This is a genomic window from Lentzea aerocolonigenes (assembly GCF_000974445.1).
Lineage (GTDB): Bacteria > Actinomycetota > Actinomycetes > Mycobacteriales > Pseudonocardiaceae > Lentzea > Lentzea aerocolonigenes.
On record NZ_BBOJ01000006.1, the window covers coordinates 228,888 to 244,684 of the forward strand.

The window sequence follows — 15,797 nt, forward strand, 5'->3', positions numbered from 1 at the left end:
CTGCGGCTCACACTGGTCCCATCACCGTCGGCATTCACGTTCCGCAATAGAGAGACGCCCAAAGCTATCAGGCAGCGACAGCCAGGACGATCACTCAAATGTGGAAACAATTGTGACTCCACGGCCATCTGGAATGGCGAAAGCCTCGGTCGCGCAGATCGCTTTCGGGTAGCGGAGACGGGCGAAACACACTCAGAGTCGACCTCACACGGGGACCGGGTGAACCAGGACCGCTGAGACAGACCGAATGATCACACTGGGCAGGCTCCGACATTTCGGGGTGCGCCCGGCGCACCTCGGCCGGGAACCGGGTGAACCGACCAGGTGGACACGGCTCCTGAGGTCGCCGGGTTCCGCCCTGGTGCTGAAAGTCCTGCAGGAGAAGAACTCGGTGATCGTCGTCGAAGTCGACCTTGTTGACGGCAACGTCTCGATGTTAGCGTTCACACCACTTCACGATCACGATCGTGCCCTGCCGGGTCGCTCCCAGCCGGCACCCGTCCACCTCGACCACGAAGCAGTGACGCCGACATCGACATGAAGCGAAAAACCATCCTTGCCGCCGTCGGAATCGTCCTCGCCGTCTCAGGCGCCGGCGCGATCGTCCTCGTTTCCGGCGGAAACTCCGCTGAGCCACCGGCAGCCGTCGAAAACACCGCAACCGCTGCCTCCGACAACCCTGCCTCGAGCGCACCGGCCACGTCGTCGCAGGTTTCCGCCACATCCACCACTCAGGGTGCGGGGCGGGGATCCGTTCGAGATCCAGCCCTGGCGTACTCGGAAGGCGTGCTGCCCGAGAACCCGACCGACGATCCCGGACCGGATCCCGTGTTCGCCACCGACCCTGATCTGCGCCGCAACGACGGCTACAGCTATCAGCCCAGCAAACCCGGTGACCACCAACTGGCCGCGGGGACCCTCGCGTTCCAGTACGACGTCGCCACCAACGCCCTGAAAGTTCGCCTGGCCGAACGCAAACCGGAGTTGGCCAAGGCGACCGGGGTAGCGCTGTACCTCACCGGCGGCACGGCGCTCTCCGACGGCGACCTCGCCGCACTGCAGGGCGTGCATCGCGACCTCGGCCTGAGCAACCTCAGCCGACTGCACATCTACAACCTGCGCAGCATTCAGGGTGGACGGGAGTGCACTCCCGCCTCCGGACTGCCGTGCGCGGGCCAGCAGGCCCGCGGCGGCAAGTTCCCCTACCTCTGGCACAACGGCTGGTGGGACACCTGGGTCAGGCAACTCGTACTCGACGACCTGGACGCAGTGCCCGATGGCGCGTTCAGCAACCACAACTTCAGCGAGGTGAGCCTGCGCGGCGCCCGGTCGATAGGCGTCATGGCCTTCGGCCACGCCCCGTACGCGAAGCTCAGCGTCCTGTACCTGCCCAGCGCCGGCACCATCGCCCACGACGCCTTCCGCCGCAACCAGTACCTGGTCAAGGTGAACCTGCCGAACGCGACCCAGGTCGACGACTTCGCGTTCGACGACGCCTCCCGCCTCCGGTACTTCACCGCGCCCGCTCTGCGACGGCTCGGGCGCAACGCGTTGAACGACAGCCACGAGTTGGTGTCGGTCAACCTGCCCAAGCTGGAGTACCTGGGCATCAACTGCTTCGACCTGAACCACAAGCTCGTCGGGCTGCGCCTGCCTGCCCTCTCCGAGATGGACAAGAACGCGGTCACCAACTTCGCGAACCTGCGCTGGGTCCACACCCCTCGCCTGACCACGGTCTGGCACAACGCCATCACCAACAACCCGAAGCTGACCACCGTGATCACACCGGCCGTCACCCGGCTCGGACCGGGCGCCGTCCGGGACAATCCGGCCCTGACCGCGATCCACCTGGGCTCGACACCGCCGAGGCAGGAAGCCGGTGTCTTCGCCGGAAGCCCGAACGCGATCATCTACCACACCGGCGATCCCGCGGTGTGGGCGAACTTCGAGCCGTCCGGCAACCCCGGGCTCCCGGTCCGGCCCAAGCCCTGATCCGAGCGGCTGTCGCCGTGGCGTCGGGGTCACCGCAACCACCTCGGCAGCGGCCGCCATCGCTCCGAGTCAGCGTCTGGTCACTGCCTGGCGTCCCGCCGGTACCACTCTCGCCGCTGATCCACGGGCAGCACGACTCGCGAGATCAAGTTCGTGAGCAACGCCCCGATCACCAGCCAAAGCAGTGCCGCCAGGCCCTCATTCATCAGCAGGGCAAGAGCCTCGTCGCCCACTGTGAACAGATCACTCGTCCCGAGGTTGACGGCACCGGCCCAGTTCGTCACGAGGCCGGCGAACCCGTAGCTCGTGCTCACGCCCGCTACGACGAGGAAGACGTGCACCAGCAGGACGGCGGCGAACACCCAGCACACGATGCCGATGACCGCGCAGACCGAGCGGACGGTGCGCAGCTTGACGTGACCGCCTCGAGCAGCGGCCACCTTCTCGACCACCACAGGCTCCCCCCACTCGAAGGGAAACCATCTGTCTGTTTCCTGTGACTGTGTCATAACGGCATCCCGGTAGCGGCGGGTGATGAACCCAAGTCTTGCGGGAGTAACTTCGGGTACCCAGCGCGATCTGGGCTCGAAACGCGGTGAACGGGCCGTGATCGAGCTCTTCGGTCCACTTGGGATCGTCCACATCGTTCTCTGCCGCCACTTGCTGTGGACGTGTTGCTGCGGTGTGTGCCGAGCCCTTCTGGGCCTTCGCCCGGCACAAAGCTCGTGGTAGCGCAATGCCGCTGATGCTCTGTCGTGGCGACGTTCAGCACGCGCCAACACTCGAACAAGCGTCTTCTGCTGAGCGGGTTCAGGCAGTCCTTTCAGATGCATGCACGGCGCGTCCCTCCTGCTCGGCGCGCCGCTGCTCCAAGCGACAGTCATTCGCTGGCACCCACCGCGTGGCACAGGTCCCGGAGAACCTGCACCCCCACGGTGAGCATCGCCACGTCGACGTCAGCGCTGCCGGCCAGACCCGCATAGGAGGACCGGGCCCGGCCGAGGGCGTCGTGGTTGTCTCGCGTCCATTCCGTCAGTCCACCGGTCCTGAGGACGTCCGTGGCGATCGCGACAGTGAGCGCGGTGAGTTCGTCACGGAGAGCGGCCTTGGCCAGCTGGACCCAGTGCGAGTCCGCCGACGTGATCGGGATCGTGTCGTAGAGCCACGACAGCCCCAGGGTCTCCTCCGCGTGCGCACAGGTCGTCTCGAGATCCACGACGTCGAAGCCGCTGTCCTCGGCCGCTGCGGCCAGGGGGAGAGCCGTCTGCATGCGCGACACCGCGCGGCAGGCTGCCAGCAGCTCTGCGGACAGGCCGAGACCGGTGAGATCGCGGGTGCTCCGGCCGAGTGGCGTGCCGTCCTCGTCGGGACGGTGTTCGGCCATTGCCGCGTGGAGGCGGGCGACGGCAGGGCGGAACGCCGCCGCCTCGGCGTCGATCGCCCCCAGCCTGCTCTTCCGCCGGACCAGCCATGCCACGTTGTACTCCAAGGTCCGCGCGAGCGAGTGCCGGAGTGGGATCGTCGGGACGACCGGACACGGCGCCAGCCCGTCCCACAGCGCGTCCAGGCCGAGGAGGTCCTTGACGATCAGCACCGATCTGATCACCTGATCGGTGGGGGCGCCGGTGCGGTCCTCGACGCGGTAGATGAAACCGGGGCCGACGCGGTTGATGAGCTCGTCGGCCAGCCGCGTCGCGATGATCTCGCGCCCCAGCTGATGGGACGAGATCTGCTCGGCGTACTCCTCGCGCAGGGACTCCGGGAAGTAACCGGCCAGGACGCCCGCCATGCCGGCATCGTCAGGGATGTCGCACTTCAGCAGGATTTCGTGCACGAGGTTCTTGGCATGCGCGAGAATCACCGCGATCTCCGGCCGGACGAGCCCGCGACCAGCTGCTCGCCGCCGCTCGATCTCCTCGGCGTCAGGCAGGTGCTCGCGGGCACGAACGAGCCCGTGGTCCTCGAGGTCGTGGATCACCTGCTCGTGCCGGTCCAGGGCGGCCAGGCCGTACCCGTGCTCGACGCTGATCGCGAGTGTCAGCCGCTCGCTGTCGGCCAGCACGGCGTGAACGACTTCAGGGGCACAGGCTGCGAGGACCCGGTCGCGCTGCACCCGGTCGATGAGCCCTGACCGCTCCGCCGAACGCAGGAGGATCTTGAGGTTGACCTCGCGGTCGGAGGTGTTGACTCCCGCGGCGTTGTCGATGAAATCGGCGTTCAAACGTCCTCCGGCCACGGAGAACTCGATGCGCGCGAGTTGGGTGAGTCCCAGGTTGCCCCCTTCACCGACAACCCTGCAGCGCAGCCGGTCGGCCGGTACCCGCACCCGGTCGTTGCCGCGATCCCCCACCTCGGTGTCGGACTCGTGCGAGGCCCGCACGTAGGTTCCGACACCCCCGTTCCACAACAGGTCGACCGGCGCCTGGAGGACCGCCCGCACCAGTTCGTCGGCTGACAGCACCTCCGCGTCGACACCGAGCGTGGCACGCGCCTGAGGTGACACTGCGACAGCTCTGCCCGACCGCGGGAACACACCCCCGCCGGCGGAGATCAGCACGGGGTCGTAGTCCGCCCATGACGATCCCGGTAGCGCGGCGAGCCTCGCGCGCTCGGTGAACGAGGTCTTCGCATCAGGATCGGGGTCCAGGAAGACGTGCCGGTGGTCGAACGCGGCGACGAGGCGAAGCCGGTCGGAGAGCAGCATGGCGTTGCCGAAGACGTCTCCGGACATGTCGCCGATTCCGACGGCGGTGATGTCGTCCCGCTCCAGGTCGACGTCGAGCTCGGTGAAGTGCCGGCGCACGGCCACCCAGGCGCCTCGTGCCGTCACACCGAGCTGCTTGTGGTTGAAACCGGCGGAGCCACCCGAGGCGAACGCGTCGTCGAGCCAGTGCCCGGCCTCGGCCGACTCCGCGTTGGCCAGGTCGGAGAAGGCCGCCGTGCCCTTGTCCGCCGCCACGACGAGGTACGGGTCGGGACCATCAAGGGCCACCACGGCGGGTGGAGTGACCACCCCGTCGTCGGTGACGGTGTCGGTCACGTCCAGCAGGCCGCGCACGAACAGCCGGTAGCAGCGACGCACCTCCTCTCCTGCCGCAGCAGGCGCCAGGTCGGCCACGGGCGCCTTCACGACGAACGCACCCTTGGCTCCCGCTGGCACGATCAGCGAGTTCTTGACCTGCTGCGCCTTGGCGAGCGCGATCACCTCGTCCCGGTAGTCCTCGGCCCGATCCGACCACCGCAGCCCGCCCCTCGCCACCGGGCCGTACCGCACGTGCAGACCTTCGACGTCCGGGTGGTGAACGAACGTTTCCACCCGAACCGCGGGATCGACGGGGAAGGGCAGCCTCGCCGGGTCGAGCTTGAGCACGATGGTCGCCGATGCCCGGCCGGTCTCGTCGCGCCGGAAGTAGCTGGTCCGCGTGACCGCGTCCACCAGACCCGCATACCAGTCCAGCACCCTGAACTCGTCCCTGGTCGTGGCGGCATCGGCGTACTTCGCGAGCCTGTTGTCGACCAGCGAGGCAGCGCCGGGGGCGAAACGCTGCTCGAACACCTCCACCCAGTGCCGGACGAACTGCGGATGCGCCGAGAGGATTCCGCGCACGTACGACGCGCTCGCACCGACCCCCGCCTGACGCAGGTACTGACCGGCCGCGCGCACGAGCTGAACCTGCCGTGGATCCAGATGCGCCTTGAGCACGAGCGAGGCGAGCTCGTCGCGATCCACGCCGCGTTCCCAGGCCGCGGTGAACGCCTGGGCGAGCAACGGCAGCACCTCGTCCAGATTTGGGTCCTCGACCGGTGCGAACATGAAGCTGTCCTCGGCCTCACCGGGCTGATGGTCGGTGAGGGCAAGTCCGAGGTGCTCGAACAGGGGCAGCACGTGCGCCAGCGGAGGCCGACCGCCGCCCCAGCCGACCACGCACCTGAGCCCTGAACCGTCGGCACTCCACGTGACGCGCGGTGGCGCCCCGAGTGCCCTGAGCATGTCGGCCATGGCCATGTCGCGCCTCCACCACCAAGGCTATGGCTGACTGGCGATGACCGCAGGGAAACCGGTCTTGGAAGTTCGGCTGGGGCGTGGCCGCCGAGGCGGTGGGCCGCACCACCCCGAACTGCGGAAGCGAGAGAGCCAACGCGAGCAGGGCTGCGGTCGCTGCGGTATCGCCGGTCCCCGTCCAGCCCGGTGAAGGGAGAATCGGACGACAGACAAGACCGTTACGTGGCAACGGAGTGTCTCCGCGCTGACACGTTGCGATGAAAGTCCATCTGGGACCGCCAAGGCAACGCGGCCATGGGCGTGCCATAGGGCTCCATGACCCTTCTGACGTAACGTTCTCGTGCTCCACAAATCCACATGAGACGGTCGTGGAGATGGAGGATCGGCGTCTTCACGAGAAGCCTGACGCTCGGTGCGATGTCGGCCGCGCTGTTGATGGTGGGGGCCGAACCTCGCCGACGGCAGCGGGTTGGAGCACATCGAGCAGGCCCGGGGTGCGCTGTTCGGCGAGGCGCTCGGGGCATGCGCCCTGTAGCCGAAGCCGCAGAAAGCCTGCGGCAGATCAACTGCAGCGCTCGCTGAGCACCACTGGCCTCTGACCTGTCTGGGTCACAGGCCAGTCATCGCCCGGAGAACGGGTACGTCCTCGGCCACGTCGACATCGGACCGCCGGGGCGGCATCGTGGTGCTGAGCGGCCTACTCGGCCTCGTCGGACAAGACGCCGAGCTGTTGCAGGATGCGTCACGAGGGTGCGCGGACACCGTGGCCGCTGAAAGAGTCGAAGGACCTCGCCCAGCCCCAAAGCGCTTGCGGCGTGGCAACGTCCACACGGAACGTCCACATCGGTCCGGCGTCCGTGCTCACCGAGGTGCCCGAACTGGGGCCTCGCCGGTGACGAACGACCCTGGCGGAACGTCTGGACGAGAGGACGCTCGAGGGTGCGACTGTCGTTGCGGACGAAGGGAGCTTGCGATGGCCAAGACCGTTGTGCGGCAACACGATGAGGGCGATGCCTATTGGGTGCTCGGCGGCCTTTACGAGGTCAGGGTCAGCAGTGACGACACCAACGGTGAAATGACCGTCATGGAGATGACGGTTCCGGCGGGGATGGGGCCACCGCCTCACACCCACCCCGGTTCGGAGGCGTTCCGGGTGCTGGACGGCACAGTGCGCGTGCACATCAACGACGAGACCGTCGAGGCAGGGCCTGGGGCCTATTTCTTCTTCCCCGCGGGCACGCTGGAGACGTTCGAGCCCGTGTCGGACACCGCCCGTGTGCTGGTGACCTACCTGCCCGGCGGTATCGACAGGTTCTTCGCCGAGGTCGGCGAACCGGCGGCGAGCCGGGAGCTTCCACCGCCGTCGGAGACTCCGCCCGACCTGGAGCGACTCGCGGCCGTCGGCGAGCGGTACGGAATGCAGATGCAGATCCCCGAAAGGAGCTGACCCGAGGCTGACTCGATTCGGCGGCCTTCCTCTCGCGGTCGCCGGCCGGAGGGTGGCCGCAGGCGCCCTCACGGGATGTTCAGCCGAGCGGGTGACACACCAAGAGACCGGATTGTCACGTCTGCCTGCAAAATGGAAGGCCTGGACGGGGACGGCGGGTCAGCCGTCCGGTCATCGCGGTGACCAACCTGACGAAGGCCGACGAGAGCATGGACGACGCGCCAGCCAGCCCGCCCGAGGGCGAACTCGGCGTGCGGCATGTCGTCGTGCACGGCTACCGCCGCGCGTTCAGGATGGCCGGCAGCGGCCCGGTCCTGCTGTTCATACACGGGATCGGCGACAGTTCGGCCACCTGGCTGCACGTACTGCCGAGACTGGCCGAGCACTTCACCGTGATCGCCCCGGACCTGCTCGGCCACGGAGGTTCCGACAAGCCGAGTGCCGACTACTCGGTTGCCGGGTACGCGTGTGGAATGCGGGACCTGCTGACCGTGCTGGACGTCGATCACGCGACCGTGATCGGACACTCGCTCGGCGGTGGCGTGGCGATCCAGTTCGCTTACCAGTTCCCGGAGCGGTGTGAACGGCTCGTCCTGGTCGGCAGCGGCGGCATCGGCAAGTACGTGCACCCGCTGCTCCGGCTGGCCTGCCTGCCCGGCGCCGACCTGGTCATCTCACTGGCCACCGCTGCCCCGGTCCTGATGGCCACCTCACTGCTCACCCCGCTCATGCGCGGCATCGGCGGTCTCGGCCTCGACGCCGATCTCCACTACGTTCTGGAGCGGTTTCGCTCGCTGGCCGACAGCACCAGCCGCCTGGCGTTCCTGCGGACCCTGCGATCCGCAGTCGACTGGCGTGGGCAGACAGTCACCATGCTCGACCGGAGCTATCTGCTCCTCGGGACTCCCACCCTGCTGGTGTGGGGTGATCGGGACCGGGTCGTACCGACCGACCACGCCGATCTGGCACACGCGGCCATGCCCCACAGCCGCCTGGAGATCTTCACGGGCGCGGGTCACTTTCCCCACCAGGCCGATCCGGAACGGTTCGTCTCGCTGCTGTCGGACTTCCACGCCGGCACCGCGGCCGCCGAGCACGACCACAACCTCTGGCGCACCATGCTGTGCACCGGCCACTTCGACCTGCCACAGGGCGAGCAAGTCGCACCGGAAATCCTCGACGCGGTGCACCGAGCCACCCATCCCAGCGGCTCGTGACCAAGACCGGAGCTCACGTGTTCACCCTTCGGTCAGCGTCCTCCGGAGCCGCGCCAACGCACGGTGTTGTACGACCCGGACCGCACCCGGCGTCGATCCGACCGTCTTGGCGGTCTCCTCCGCCGACAGCCCCACGACCACCCGCAACACGACGATCTCCCGGTGCCTCTCCGAGAGGACCATCAGCAGCCGAGCCATTCGCTCGTGCGCCTCACCCTGCAAAGCCCGCTGCTCCGGCCCCTCCTCTGTCACGAGGGTTTCAGGAGCCTCGGAGACGGGTTCGCAGCGGTTCCTTGCCACGGCCCGATGGGCATCGGCGACCTTGTGCGCCGCGATGCCGTACACAAGCGCCAGGAACGGCCGTCCCTCGTCGCGGTGCCTGGGCAACGCCGTGAGCACCGCGATGCACACTTCCTGAGCCACGTCGTCCGCCGACACGAAAGATCGCTCCCGCCTGCCCACTCGGGCCCGGCAATACCGCACCACCAGTGGCTGGATGCTCGCCAGCAGACGCTCGATCGCCCGACGGTCCCCGTTGGCAGCCGCGGCCACTTCGGCATTCACGTCGTCACGAGACCTGCTCTTGATCAGCACGTGCGACTCGACCTGGGTAGCGGGTGCGTCTTTCCCGTCGATGATCATTGGCGATGCCTCCTACGTGATCTCTGCGGCCGGCATTGCCGCCACCTTCCACAGCGGAGGCACGGAGACGAATCTGACCAAAATGCGAAAAGTATTCGCTCCGCGCTCGACCGAATACTCAGTGACACCGGATTCTGCGAGAATCTCACCGCGAGTGAGCGCGCCGGCACCGCACGCAACGCCTCCCACTCAATGCGACGGCGAAGGAATTCCTAGGCGCTTTACTTTCGAACCAGGTCGCACGGCCAATGGATTTCCTGGTTCGTTTTTACGTCGTTCGAGTTTGTCTCCACACCATCAAGTGCCCAGGTAGTCCATCCGATGGTGTGGTTGCCGGTCCGTGGTCTCGGCGTTCACGGGCTGTCTGAGTGATGGTTGCGGGCGGGCCTGAAACCGCCTCAGTCGACATGAAGGAAATCCATTTTCACCGCCTGCGGCTCGACACCGCTCGCCGCTCGCCGATCCGACACATCCACTCTGAAGACAACGGAGCCCAGCAATGGTCGAGTCCAGCACCACGCCCGGCATGCCCGCCCGCACGAACAGGCCTGACGACACTTCCCGAGCACGTGCGAGCGTCCAGAACTCCATTGCGCCAGGAGCGGTCGATCTGCTTTCGCTCGTGCCGGTCATGTACACCTTCATGTTCCGGAACATCGCCAGCGACGGCTTCGTCTTCAGCGATCCGCAGTCTCCTGGCGACACGTCCCGGGACTCGAAGCCGGGCTGCGTCATCGCCGCCCCGTCGTTCCCCGCCGACACCCCCGGCATCGATGAGGACTACGTCTTCAACTGGGTGCGCGACGGGGCCATCACGGCCATGGAAGTGGCCAAAGCCGCAATGCCCACCCGCCCTGGCGGGTCGGTGCAGACGCTCAACGACTACGTGACGTTCGCCGACCTCTGCCACTCCAACGCCCAGCCGCCGTGGACCAAGGGGCACGCCTGCTTCACGATCGCCGGCGACGCCCGCCCGTGGACCGAGCAGAACGACGGTCCGGCGCTGCAGTCGATCACCATCCTGGCCGCCTACGACCAGCTCGATCCCGGCACCCAGAAGCGGGCTGCCGACCTGGTGAACTCGAACGTGGCCTTCCTCCTCGATGTCTACCAGGAACCCACCACGAATCTGTGGGAGGAGCACAGCGGGTACAGCTTCTTCGCCCGCTCCGCCCAGTTGCGCTGCTTCGAGGAGATCAAGGCCTCGACCATTCCGGCCATCGACAAGCCCGCCGGACTGCAGCCGGCCATCAAGTGGCTGCGCCAGGCCCTCGCGGGTCACTGGGACGGGAACAAGTACGTGAGCATGATGGCCGACCCCGGCAACGGGGCCAAGCCATCGCCGCAGAACCCGGTCGTCAGCGGTTACGACCCGAACATCGACATCGTCCAGTCGGCCGTATACGGCGCCATTCCCGTCACCGACACCAAGTTGCTCGCCACGGCGGCCCAACTGCGCGCGCAGTGGGAGGAGGGCGGCATCGCCTTCTACCCGGTCAACAAGGCGGACAAGGAACAGTTCGGCATCGGGCCGCTGTTCGGCCGCTACCCCGGCGACGTCTACGACGGTGACACCGCGCACCCGGTGCTCGGCGGCCACCCGTGGGCCCTCTCCACGTGCAACGTCGCCGAGCTGCACTACCGGCTGGCCGCCGAGATCAGGTCGACCCGCAAGGTGCCCTTCGACGACCTGTCCGCACCTTTCTTCGCCCAGTCCGGCATCAACGCGGGGACGGCCCCTGCGGTAGCCGCCGCCGCTTTGGTGGCGACTGGTGACGCCATGGTGCGGGCCGTCGTCTACCACAGCGACAACCTGGAGCTCTCCGAGCAGTTCGACGGCTGGAGCGGTTACGAGCGCAGTGTTCACAACCTGACGTGGAGCTACGCCGCCTACCTGTCCGCCATGCGAGCCAGGGCGGAGGCGCTGTAGATGTACGTCAAATTCCCCGAGGGGGCGGCGAAGCGCACGGACCCCGCGGCGGCGGCCGAAGTTCTCTACGACGCCGTCATCGTCGGCGGCGGCATCGCCGGCGCCATCATCGCCTCGCGACTCGGTGAAGCCGGCAAGAGAGTGCTGATTCTCGAAGCGGGCTCGGCCGAGGACCTCACGCTGCGGGGCTACGAGGGCTACCTCGACCGCTTCTACTCCGCGACCAGCAAGGACAACCAGGCCCCCTACCCCGTCGTCGCCAACGCACCGATGCCCCGCGGCACCGACGCACGGCGCATCTTCCCCGGTGCGCCCGACTCCTCGGCCTACATCGTCCAAAGTGGACCGTTCGCCACCGACACCACCTACACGAGGGTTCTCGGCGGCACCACCATGCACTGGGAAGCCAAGACGCCGCGGATGCTGCCCGAGGACTTCCAGATGCGCACACTCTACGGCGAGGGGGCCGACTGGCCGCTCACCTACGAGGACCTCGCCCCGTACTACAACGAGGCCGAACGCGAGATCGGCGTCTCCGCCGACGTGGAGGACCAGGCCTACCAAGGGATCAGCTTCGACGAGGGCTACGTGTTCCCCATGAAGGGGCTGCCCCTGTCGTACCTGGACCAGATGGTCGCCAAGGACGTCGACGGGATGCCGGTCGAGCTCGACGGGGAGAGGCGGGAGCTGCGGGTCCGGCCGTGGCCACAGGGACGCAACGGGATACCGAACCCCGCCTACGACAACGGGAACGGTTACGTGCCGCGGGGAGCGGTGAGCACGTACCAGGTCGAGGTCGGCGGACGCTGCCAGGGCAACAACAACTGCGTGCCCATCTGCCCGGTGCAGGCCAAGTACCACGCCGGCAAGACTCTCGCGGTGGCCCTCCAGAGCGGCCGGGTCGACCTGGTGGCCCAGGCGGTGGCGTACAAGGTGCACATCGACGAGCAGACCGGCCGGGTCACCGAGATCGAGTACCGCCGCTACGACCGGCCCGACAGTCCCGATTTCACCACCGTGAAAGCCCGAGGCCGGCTGTTCGTCCTGGCCGCGAACGCGGTGGAGAACCCGCGGCTGATGCTGGCCTCGGGCCTGCGCGGCGCGAGCGGCCTGATGGGACGGAACTTCATGGACCACGCCTATCTGCTGGCGTGGGGCCTGCTGCCGGAGGTGGCCGGCACCTTCCGCGGCACGAACTGCACCGGCGGTATCACCGATCTGCGCGGGGGCAGCTTCCGCCGCCGCCAGGCGGCGTTCAGCGTGGACATCCACAACGACGGCTGGGGCTGGGCCCGAGGGGCCCCGATGACCGACCTGATCGACCTGGTCGACGCCGGTGGCCGCTACGGCGAGTCCCTTCGCCAGGGCCTGGTGGACCGGGTGTCCCGCCAGCTGCAGCTGGCGTTCATGGTCGAGGTCCCCGCCAACCCGAGCAACCGGATCACCGTGGACCCGGCCTTCACCGACCACCTCGGGAACATGCGGCCCATCCTCACCTACGACATCCCCGACTACACGATGCGGGGCGTGGCGTACGCCCGGCAGTTGTCGAAACGGATCTTCGCCCGGCTCGGCGCCGAGGACCACACCCAGTACGACCCGAACTTCTGGGGCTACGCGGTCTACGGCGGCGAGGGGTACGAGATCCGCGGCGGCAACCATCTCGCCGGCACGCACATGATGGGCAGCGACCCGTCCAGCTCGGTGGTGAACGCGGACCAGCGGAGCTGGGACCACCAGAACCTCTACCTGGTCGGCGGGGGCAGCATGCCCACCGTGAGCACGTCGAACGTGACGCTCACCGTCGCCGCCCTCTGCCTGCGCAGCGTCCGGGCAATGCTGACCCAGCTCGACTCCGAGACCGCGCCGATCGACATCAGTTCGCTCGACATCCCCCAGGAGGTCGCCCAGTGACCGCGCCGACCATCGCCAACCGCGACGACCTGATCAGTTACCTGCACACGGCAATGGCACTCGAGCACGCGACCATCCCGCCGTACCTGACTGCGTACTACTCCATCCACTCAAACACCAACTCCGACGCCGCGCACATCATCCGGGTGGTCGCGGTGGAGGAGATGCTGCACCTGACCCTCGCCGCCAACGTCCTGAACGCCATCGGCGGGACGCCCGACCTGACCCGCCCCGGCTTCGTGCCCTCCTACCCGGCCTACCTGCCGGACGGAGAGGACGACTTCACCGTCGACCTGCGGCCCTTCTCCCCCGAAGCGGTGGAGACGTTCTGCAAGATCGAGCGGCCGGGGACGACCTCCGGTGCCGGCCCACGGCTGGTGCAGACAGCGGACAGCGGGAGGCCGCTCCTGGTGTCCAGCCCGACGGTCGAGGGGATGCGCTTCTACAGCATCGGCGAGTTCTACGCGGAGATCATCGAAGGGCTCGAGAAGGTGGCCGCCTCCGACCCCGCGCTCTTCTGCGGGGATCCGGCCCGGCAGGTGGGACCCGAGTCCTTCTACTCCGGAGGCGGAGCGTTGTTCCCCGTCACCGACCTGGACTCGGCGCTGCGGGCGCTCCACTTCATCGCCGATCAGGGCGAGGGCCTCGATTCGGGCCTGTACGACGACGACGGCGAACTGGCCCACTACTACCGGTTCCGGCAGCTGCAGCTCGGCCGCTACTACGAGGTGGGCGACGAACCCGACGCGCCCTCGGGGCCACCGCTCTTCGTCACCTGGGACGACGTCTACCAGGTGAAGGTGAGTGCTCGGCTGGCCGACTACCCGCCGGGAGAGCTCGCCGACGCCGCCCGTCAGTTCAACGCCGACTACGGCGCCTTCCTCGGCCTGCTCACCAAGGCGTTCAACGGACAGCCGGCTCTTCTGCAGGACGCCGTCTGGTACATGTTCCGTCTGCGCGACGGGATCAACCAGCTGGTGCGCAATCCCCTGCCGGGCAGCGACTGGCTCCACGCCGCTCCCACCTTCGAGATCCCCGCCGCGGTCGGGTCCGATCAGGACGCTTCCCGCACGACCGGCGAGATGGCCCAGGCGGTGTCGCGGTGACCGCCCGGTCGTTCGAGCGGTTCCTCAACCTGTCGGTGGACCTCACCGCCTTCCGGGAGACCGAACTGCTCGGCACCGGTCTGGCTCACCACTACCTGGCCAAAGTGCGGGCCGCCTGCGGTGACGAGATCTTCGCCGACCTCCTGGCCGCCCACCGGCTGGCCAGGTCCGACGCCAGCCGTGACGCAGGAGACCGTGACCCTGTCCTGCTCGACCGGGCCCTGCGTCACCGGATCTTCAGCGACGACACCCTGGGCCCGGTGGCCCGCAATGTGATCAAGCTCTGGTACGCCGGGATGTGGTACGGGCTGCCTCCCGAGTGGACCGACCGCTACGGCGCCCGTGCCGCAGCCGCTACCTCGACCGTCACCGCCGCCTCCTACCAGGAGGGGCTGCTGTGGCCTGCCATCGGGGCTCATCCACCAGGTGCCAAGGCGCCCGGCTACGGCTCCTGGGCTCAGCCACCCCGCATCGAGGACCGCTATCTGAAAAGAGCTGCGAAATGACACGACCAGGTGATCGCCTCAGCCCGGACAAGGTGAAGCTCGGGGTCTGCTGCACCCTGTGGTGGAACGACGACTTCCCCACCATCGACGCCGGCATCTCCTTCGGTCAGGCCGTGAGCGAGATGGCGCTAGCCGGCTTCCAGGGCTGCAGCATCGGGCACAAGTACCCATCGGACGCCGCGGAGCTCAAGGCCGCTCTCGACCTCCGCGGTCTGCGCGTGTCCGAGCCCTGGACGAGCACGTACTTCACGATCAACAAGATGCGGCAGAAGACGATCACCGCCTTCGAGGAGACGCTGGTCCACATCAGGGCGCTCGGCGGGACCGAGTTGGTCGTGGCCGAGTTCGGAGCGTCGTCGCACCTGCTCCCCGTCGACGTGTTCGCCAACCGCCCGGTTCTCACCGAAACCCAGTGGGACGACCTGACTTCGGGTCTCGAGGAACTCGGCAAGATCGCCAACTCGGCCGGGATGAAACTCAGCTATCACCACCACATGGGTACCGGTGTCATGACCATGGCCGACGTCGACCGGCTGATGGCGTCGACCGATCCGGCTCTTGTGCACCTGCTGCTCGACACCGGGCACATCGCCTTCGCCGGCGATGTCGACGATGCGCTGGACCTGGCCCAGGCACACGCCGACCGCATCGGCCACGTCCATTTGAAGAACGTCCGGACCGAGGTCGTGAACCAGGTGCGCGACGAAGGCCTGTCGTTCCAGGAAGCCGTCGAACTCGGCGTCTTCACGGTGCCCGGAGACCCTCAGGGCGCGATCGACTTCCGGCCGATCCTCGAGGTGCTGGCCGACGTCGACTATCAGGGATGGCTCGTGGTGGAAGCCGAGCAGGACCCGAACAAGGCCATCCCGCTGGAGTACGCCAAGAAGGCCCGCGGCTACCTGGCCGACGTCCTGGGCTGGTAGCAGCGAACTCCGGATCGCAGCCGTTCGTTGGGCTTCGTTCGGACGTAGGAGGGTCAGCGCCCCGCTCCGGGTTGGTCCGGAGCGGCGGCGTCGAGTCCATTGACACCGAATCACCCC

12 protein-coding genes are annotated in these 15,797 nt (G+C 67.6%); 9 read left to right on the plus strand and 3 right to left on the minus strand.

The window, feature by feature from the left end:
* Window positions 1–361 precede the first annotated feature (361 nt).
* Complete coding sequence (locus AOM45_RS13940) at window positions 362–541, plus strand: hypothetical protein (protein WP_156094461.1); 180 nt, start codon at window positions 362–364, stop codon at window positions 539–541.
* A gap of 245 nt (window positions 542–786) precedes the next feature.
* Window positions 787–1,992, plus strand: coding sequence for a leucine-rich repeat protein (locus AOM45_RS13945; protein ID WP_030473893.1), 1,206 nt, complete (start codon window positions 787–789; stop codon window positions 1,990–1,992).
* 80 nt (window positions 1,993–2,072) lie between these two features.
* Here the strand turns inward: AOM45_RS13945 and AOM45_RS13950 are convergent, their stop codons facing one another.
* A complete protein-coding gene (locus AOM45_RS13950; RefSeq protein WP_156094459.1) occupies window positions 2,073–2,444 on the minus strand; it encodes a hypothetical protein in 372 nt (123 codons plus the stop codon).
* Window positions 2,445–2,872: 428 nt separating this feature from the next.
* Window positions 2,873–5,998: an NAD-glutamate dehydrogenase domain-containing protein gene (locus AOM45_RS13955; protein WP_051784802.1), complete on the minus strand. Its 3,126-nt coding sequence runs from the start codon at window positions 5,996–5,998 to the stop codon at window positions 2,873–2,875.
* A 970-nt stretch (window positions 5,999–6,968) separates the two neighbouring features.
* Here AOM45_RS13955 and AOM45_RS13960 point away from each other — a divergent pair.
* Both AOM45_RS13960 and AOM45_RS13965 read left to right on the plus strand, forming a co-directional pair.
* Window positions 6,969–7,442, plus strand: a complete 474-nt coding sequence (locus AOM45_RS13960; protein WP_030473890.1) for a cupin domain-containing protein — start codon at window positions 6,969–6,971, stop codon at window positions 7,440–7,442.
* Between the two features lie 209 nt (window positions 7,443–7,651).
* Entirely contained in the window at window positions 7,652–8,659 is a 1,008-nt protein-coding gene (locus AOM45_RS13965; RefSeq protein ID WP_051784806.1) for an alpha/beta fold hydrolase, read from the plus strand.
* A 21-nt stretch (window positions 8,660–8,680) separates the two neighbouring features.
* Here AOM45_RS13965 and shbA read toward each other — a convergent pair whose 3' ends face one another.
* On the minus strand, window positions 8,681–9,301 hold the full coding sequence (shbA, locus tag AOM45_RS13970; RefSeq protein WP_081902828.1) for an RNA polymerase sigma factor ShbA: 621 nt from the start codon (window positions 9,299–9,301) through the stop codon (window positions 8,681–8,683).
* 499 nt (window positions 9,302–9,800) lie between these two features.
* Between shbA and AOM45_RS13975 the strand changes: the two genes are divergently transcribed.
* Genes AOM45_RS13975 through iolE form a run of 5 tightly spaced genes read left to right on the plus strand, consistent with a single transcriptional unit; the run spans window position 9,801 to window position 15,680 of the window.
* Window positions 9,801–11,231, plus strand: a complete 1,431-nt coding sequence (locus tag AOM45_RS13975) for a glycoside hydrolase family 15 protein (protein WP_201779958.1) — start codon at window positions 9,801–9,803, stop codon at window positions 11,229–11,231.
* Window positions 11,232–13,145 carry a GMC oxidoreductase gene (locus AOM45_RS13980; protein WP_051784801.1) on the plus strand — a complete coding sequence of 638 codons (1,914 nt, stop codon included), beginning with the start codon at window positions 11,232–11,234 and terminating at the stop codon, window positions 13,143–13,145.
* Window positions 13,142–14,251 carry a ferritin-like domain-containing protein gene (locus tag AOM45_RS13985; protein ID WP_030473885.1) on the plus strand — a complete coding sequence of 370 codons (1,110 nt, stop codon included), beginning with the start codon at window positions 13,142–13,144 and terminating at the stop codon, window positions 14,249–14,251. The genes AOM45_RS13980 and AOM45_RS13985 overlap by 4 nt, the downstream gene beginning before the upstream one ends.
* Window positions 14,248–14,757, plus strand: coding sequence for a hypothetical protein (locus tag AOM45_RS13990; protein WP_030473884.1), 510 nt, complete (start codon window positions 14,248–14,250; stop codon window positions 14,755–14,757). Before AOM45_RS13985 ends, AOM45_RS13990 begins: the two co-directional genes overlap by 4 nt.
* Window positions 14,754–15,680 carry a myo-inosose-2 dehydratase gene (iolE, locus tag AOM45_RS13995; protein ID WP_030473883.1) on the plus strand — a complete coding sequence of 309 codons (927 nt, stop codon included), beginning with the start codon at window positions 14,754–14,756 and terminating at the stop codon, window positions 15,678–15,680. Before AOM45_RS13990 ends, iolE begins: the two co-directional genes overlap by 4 nt.
* Window positions 15,681–15,797 lie beyond the last annotated feature (117 nt).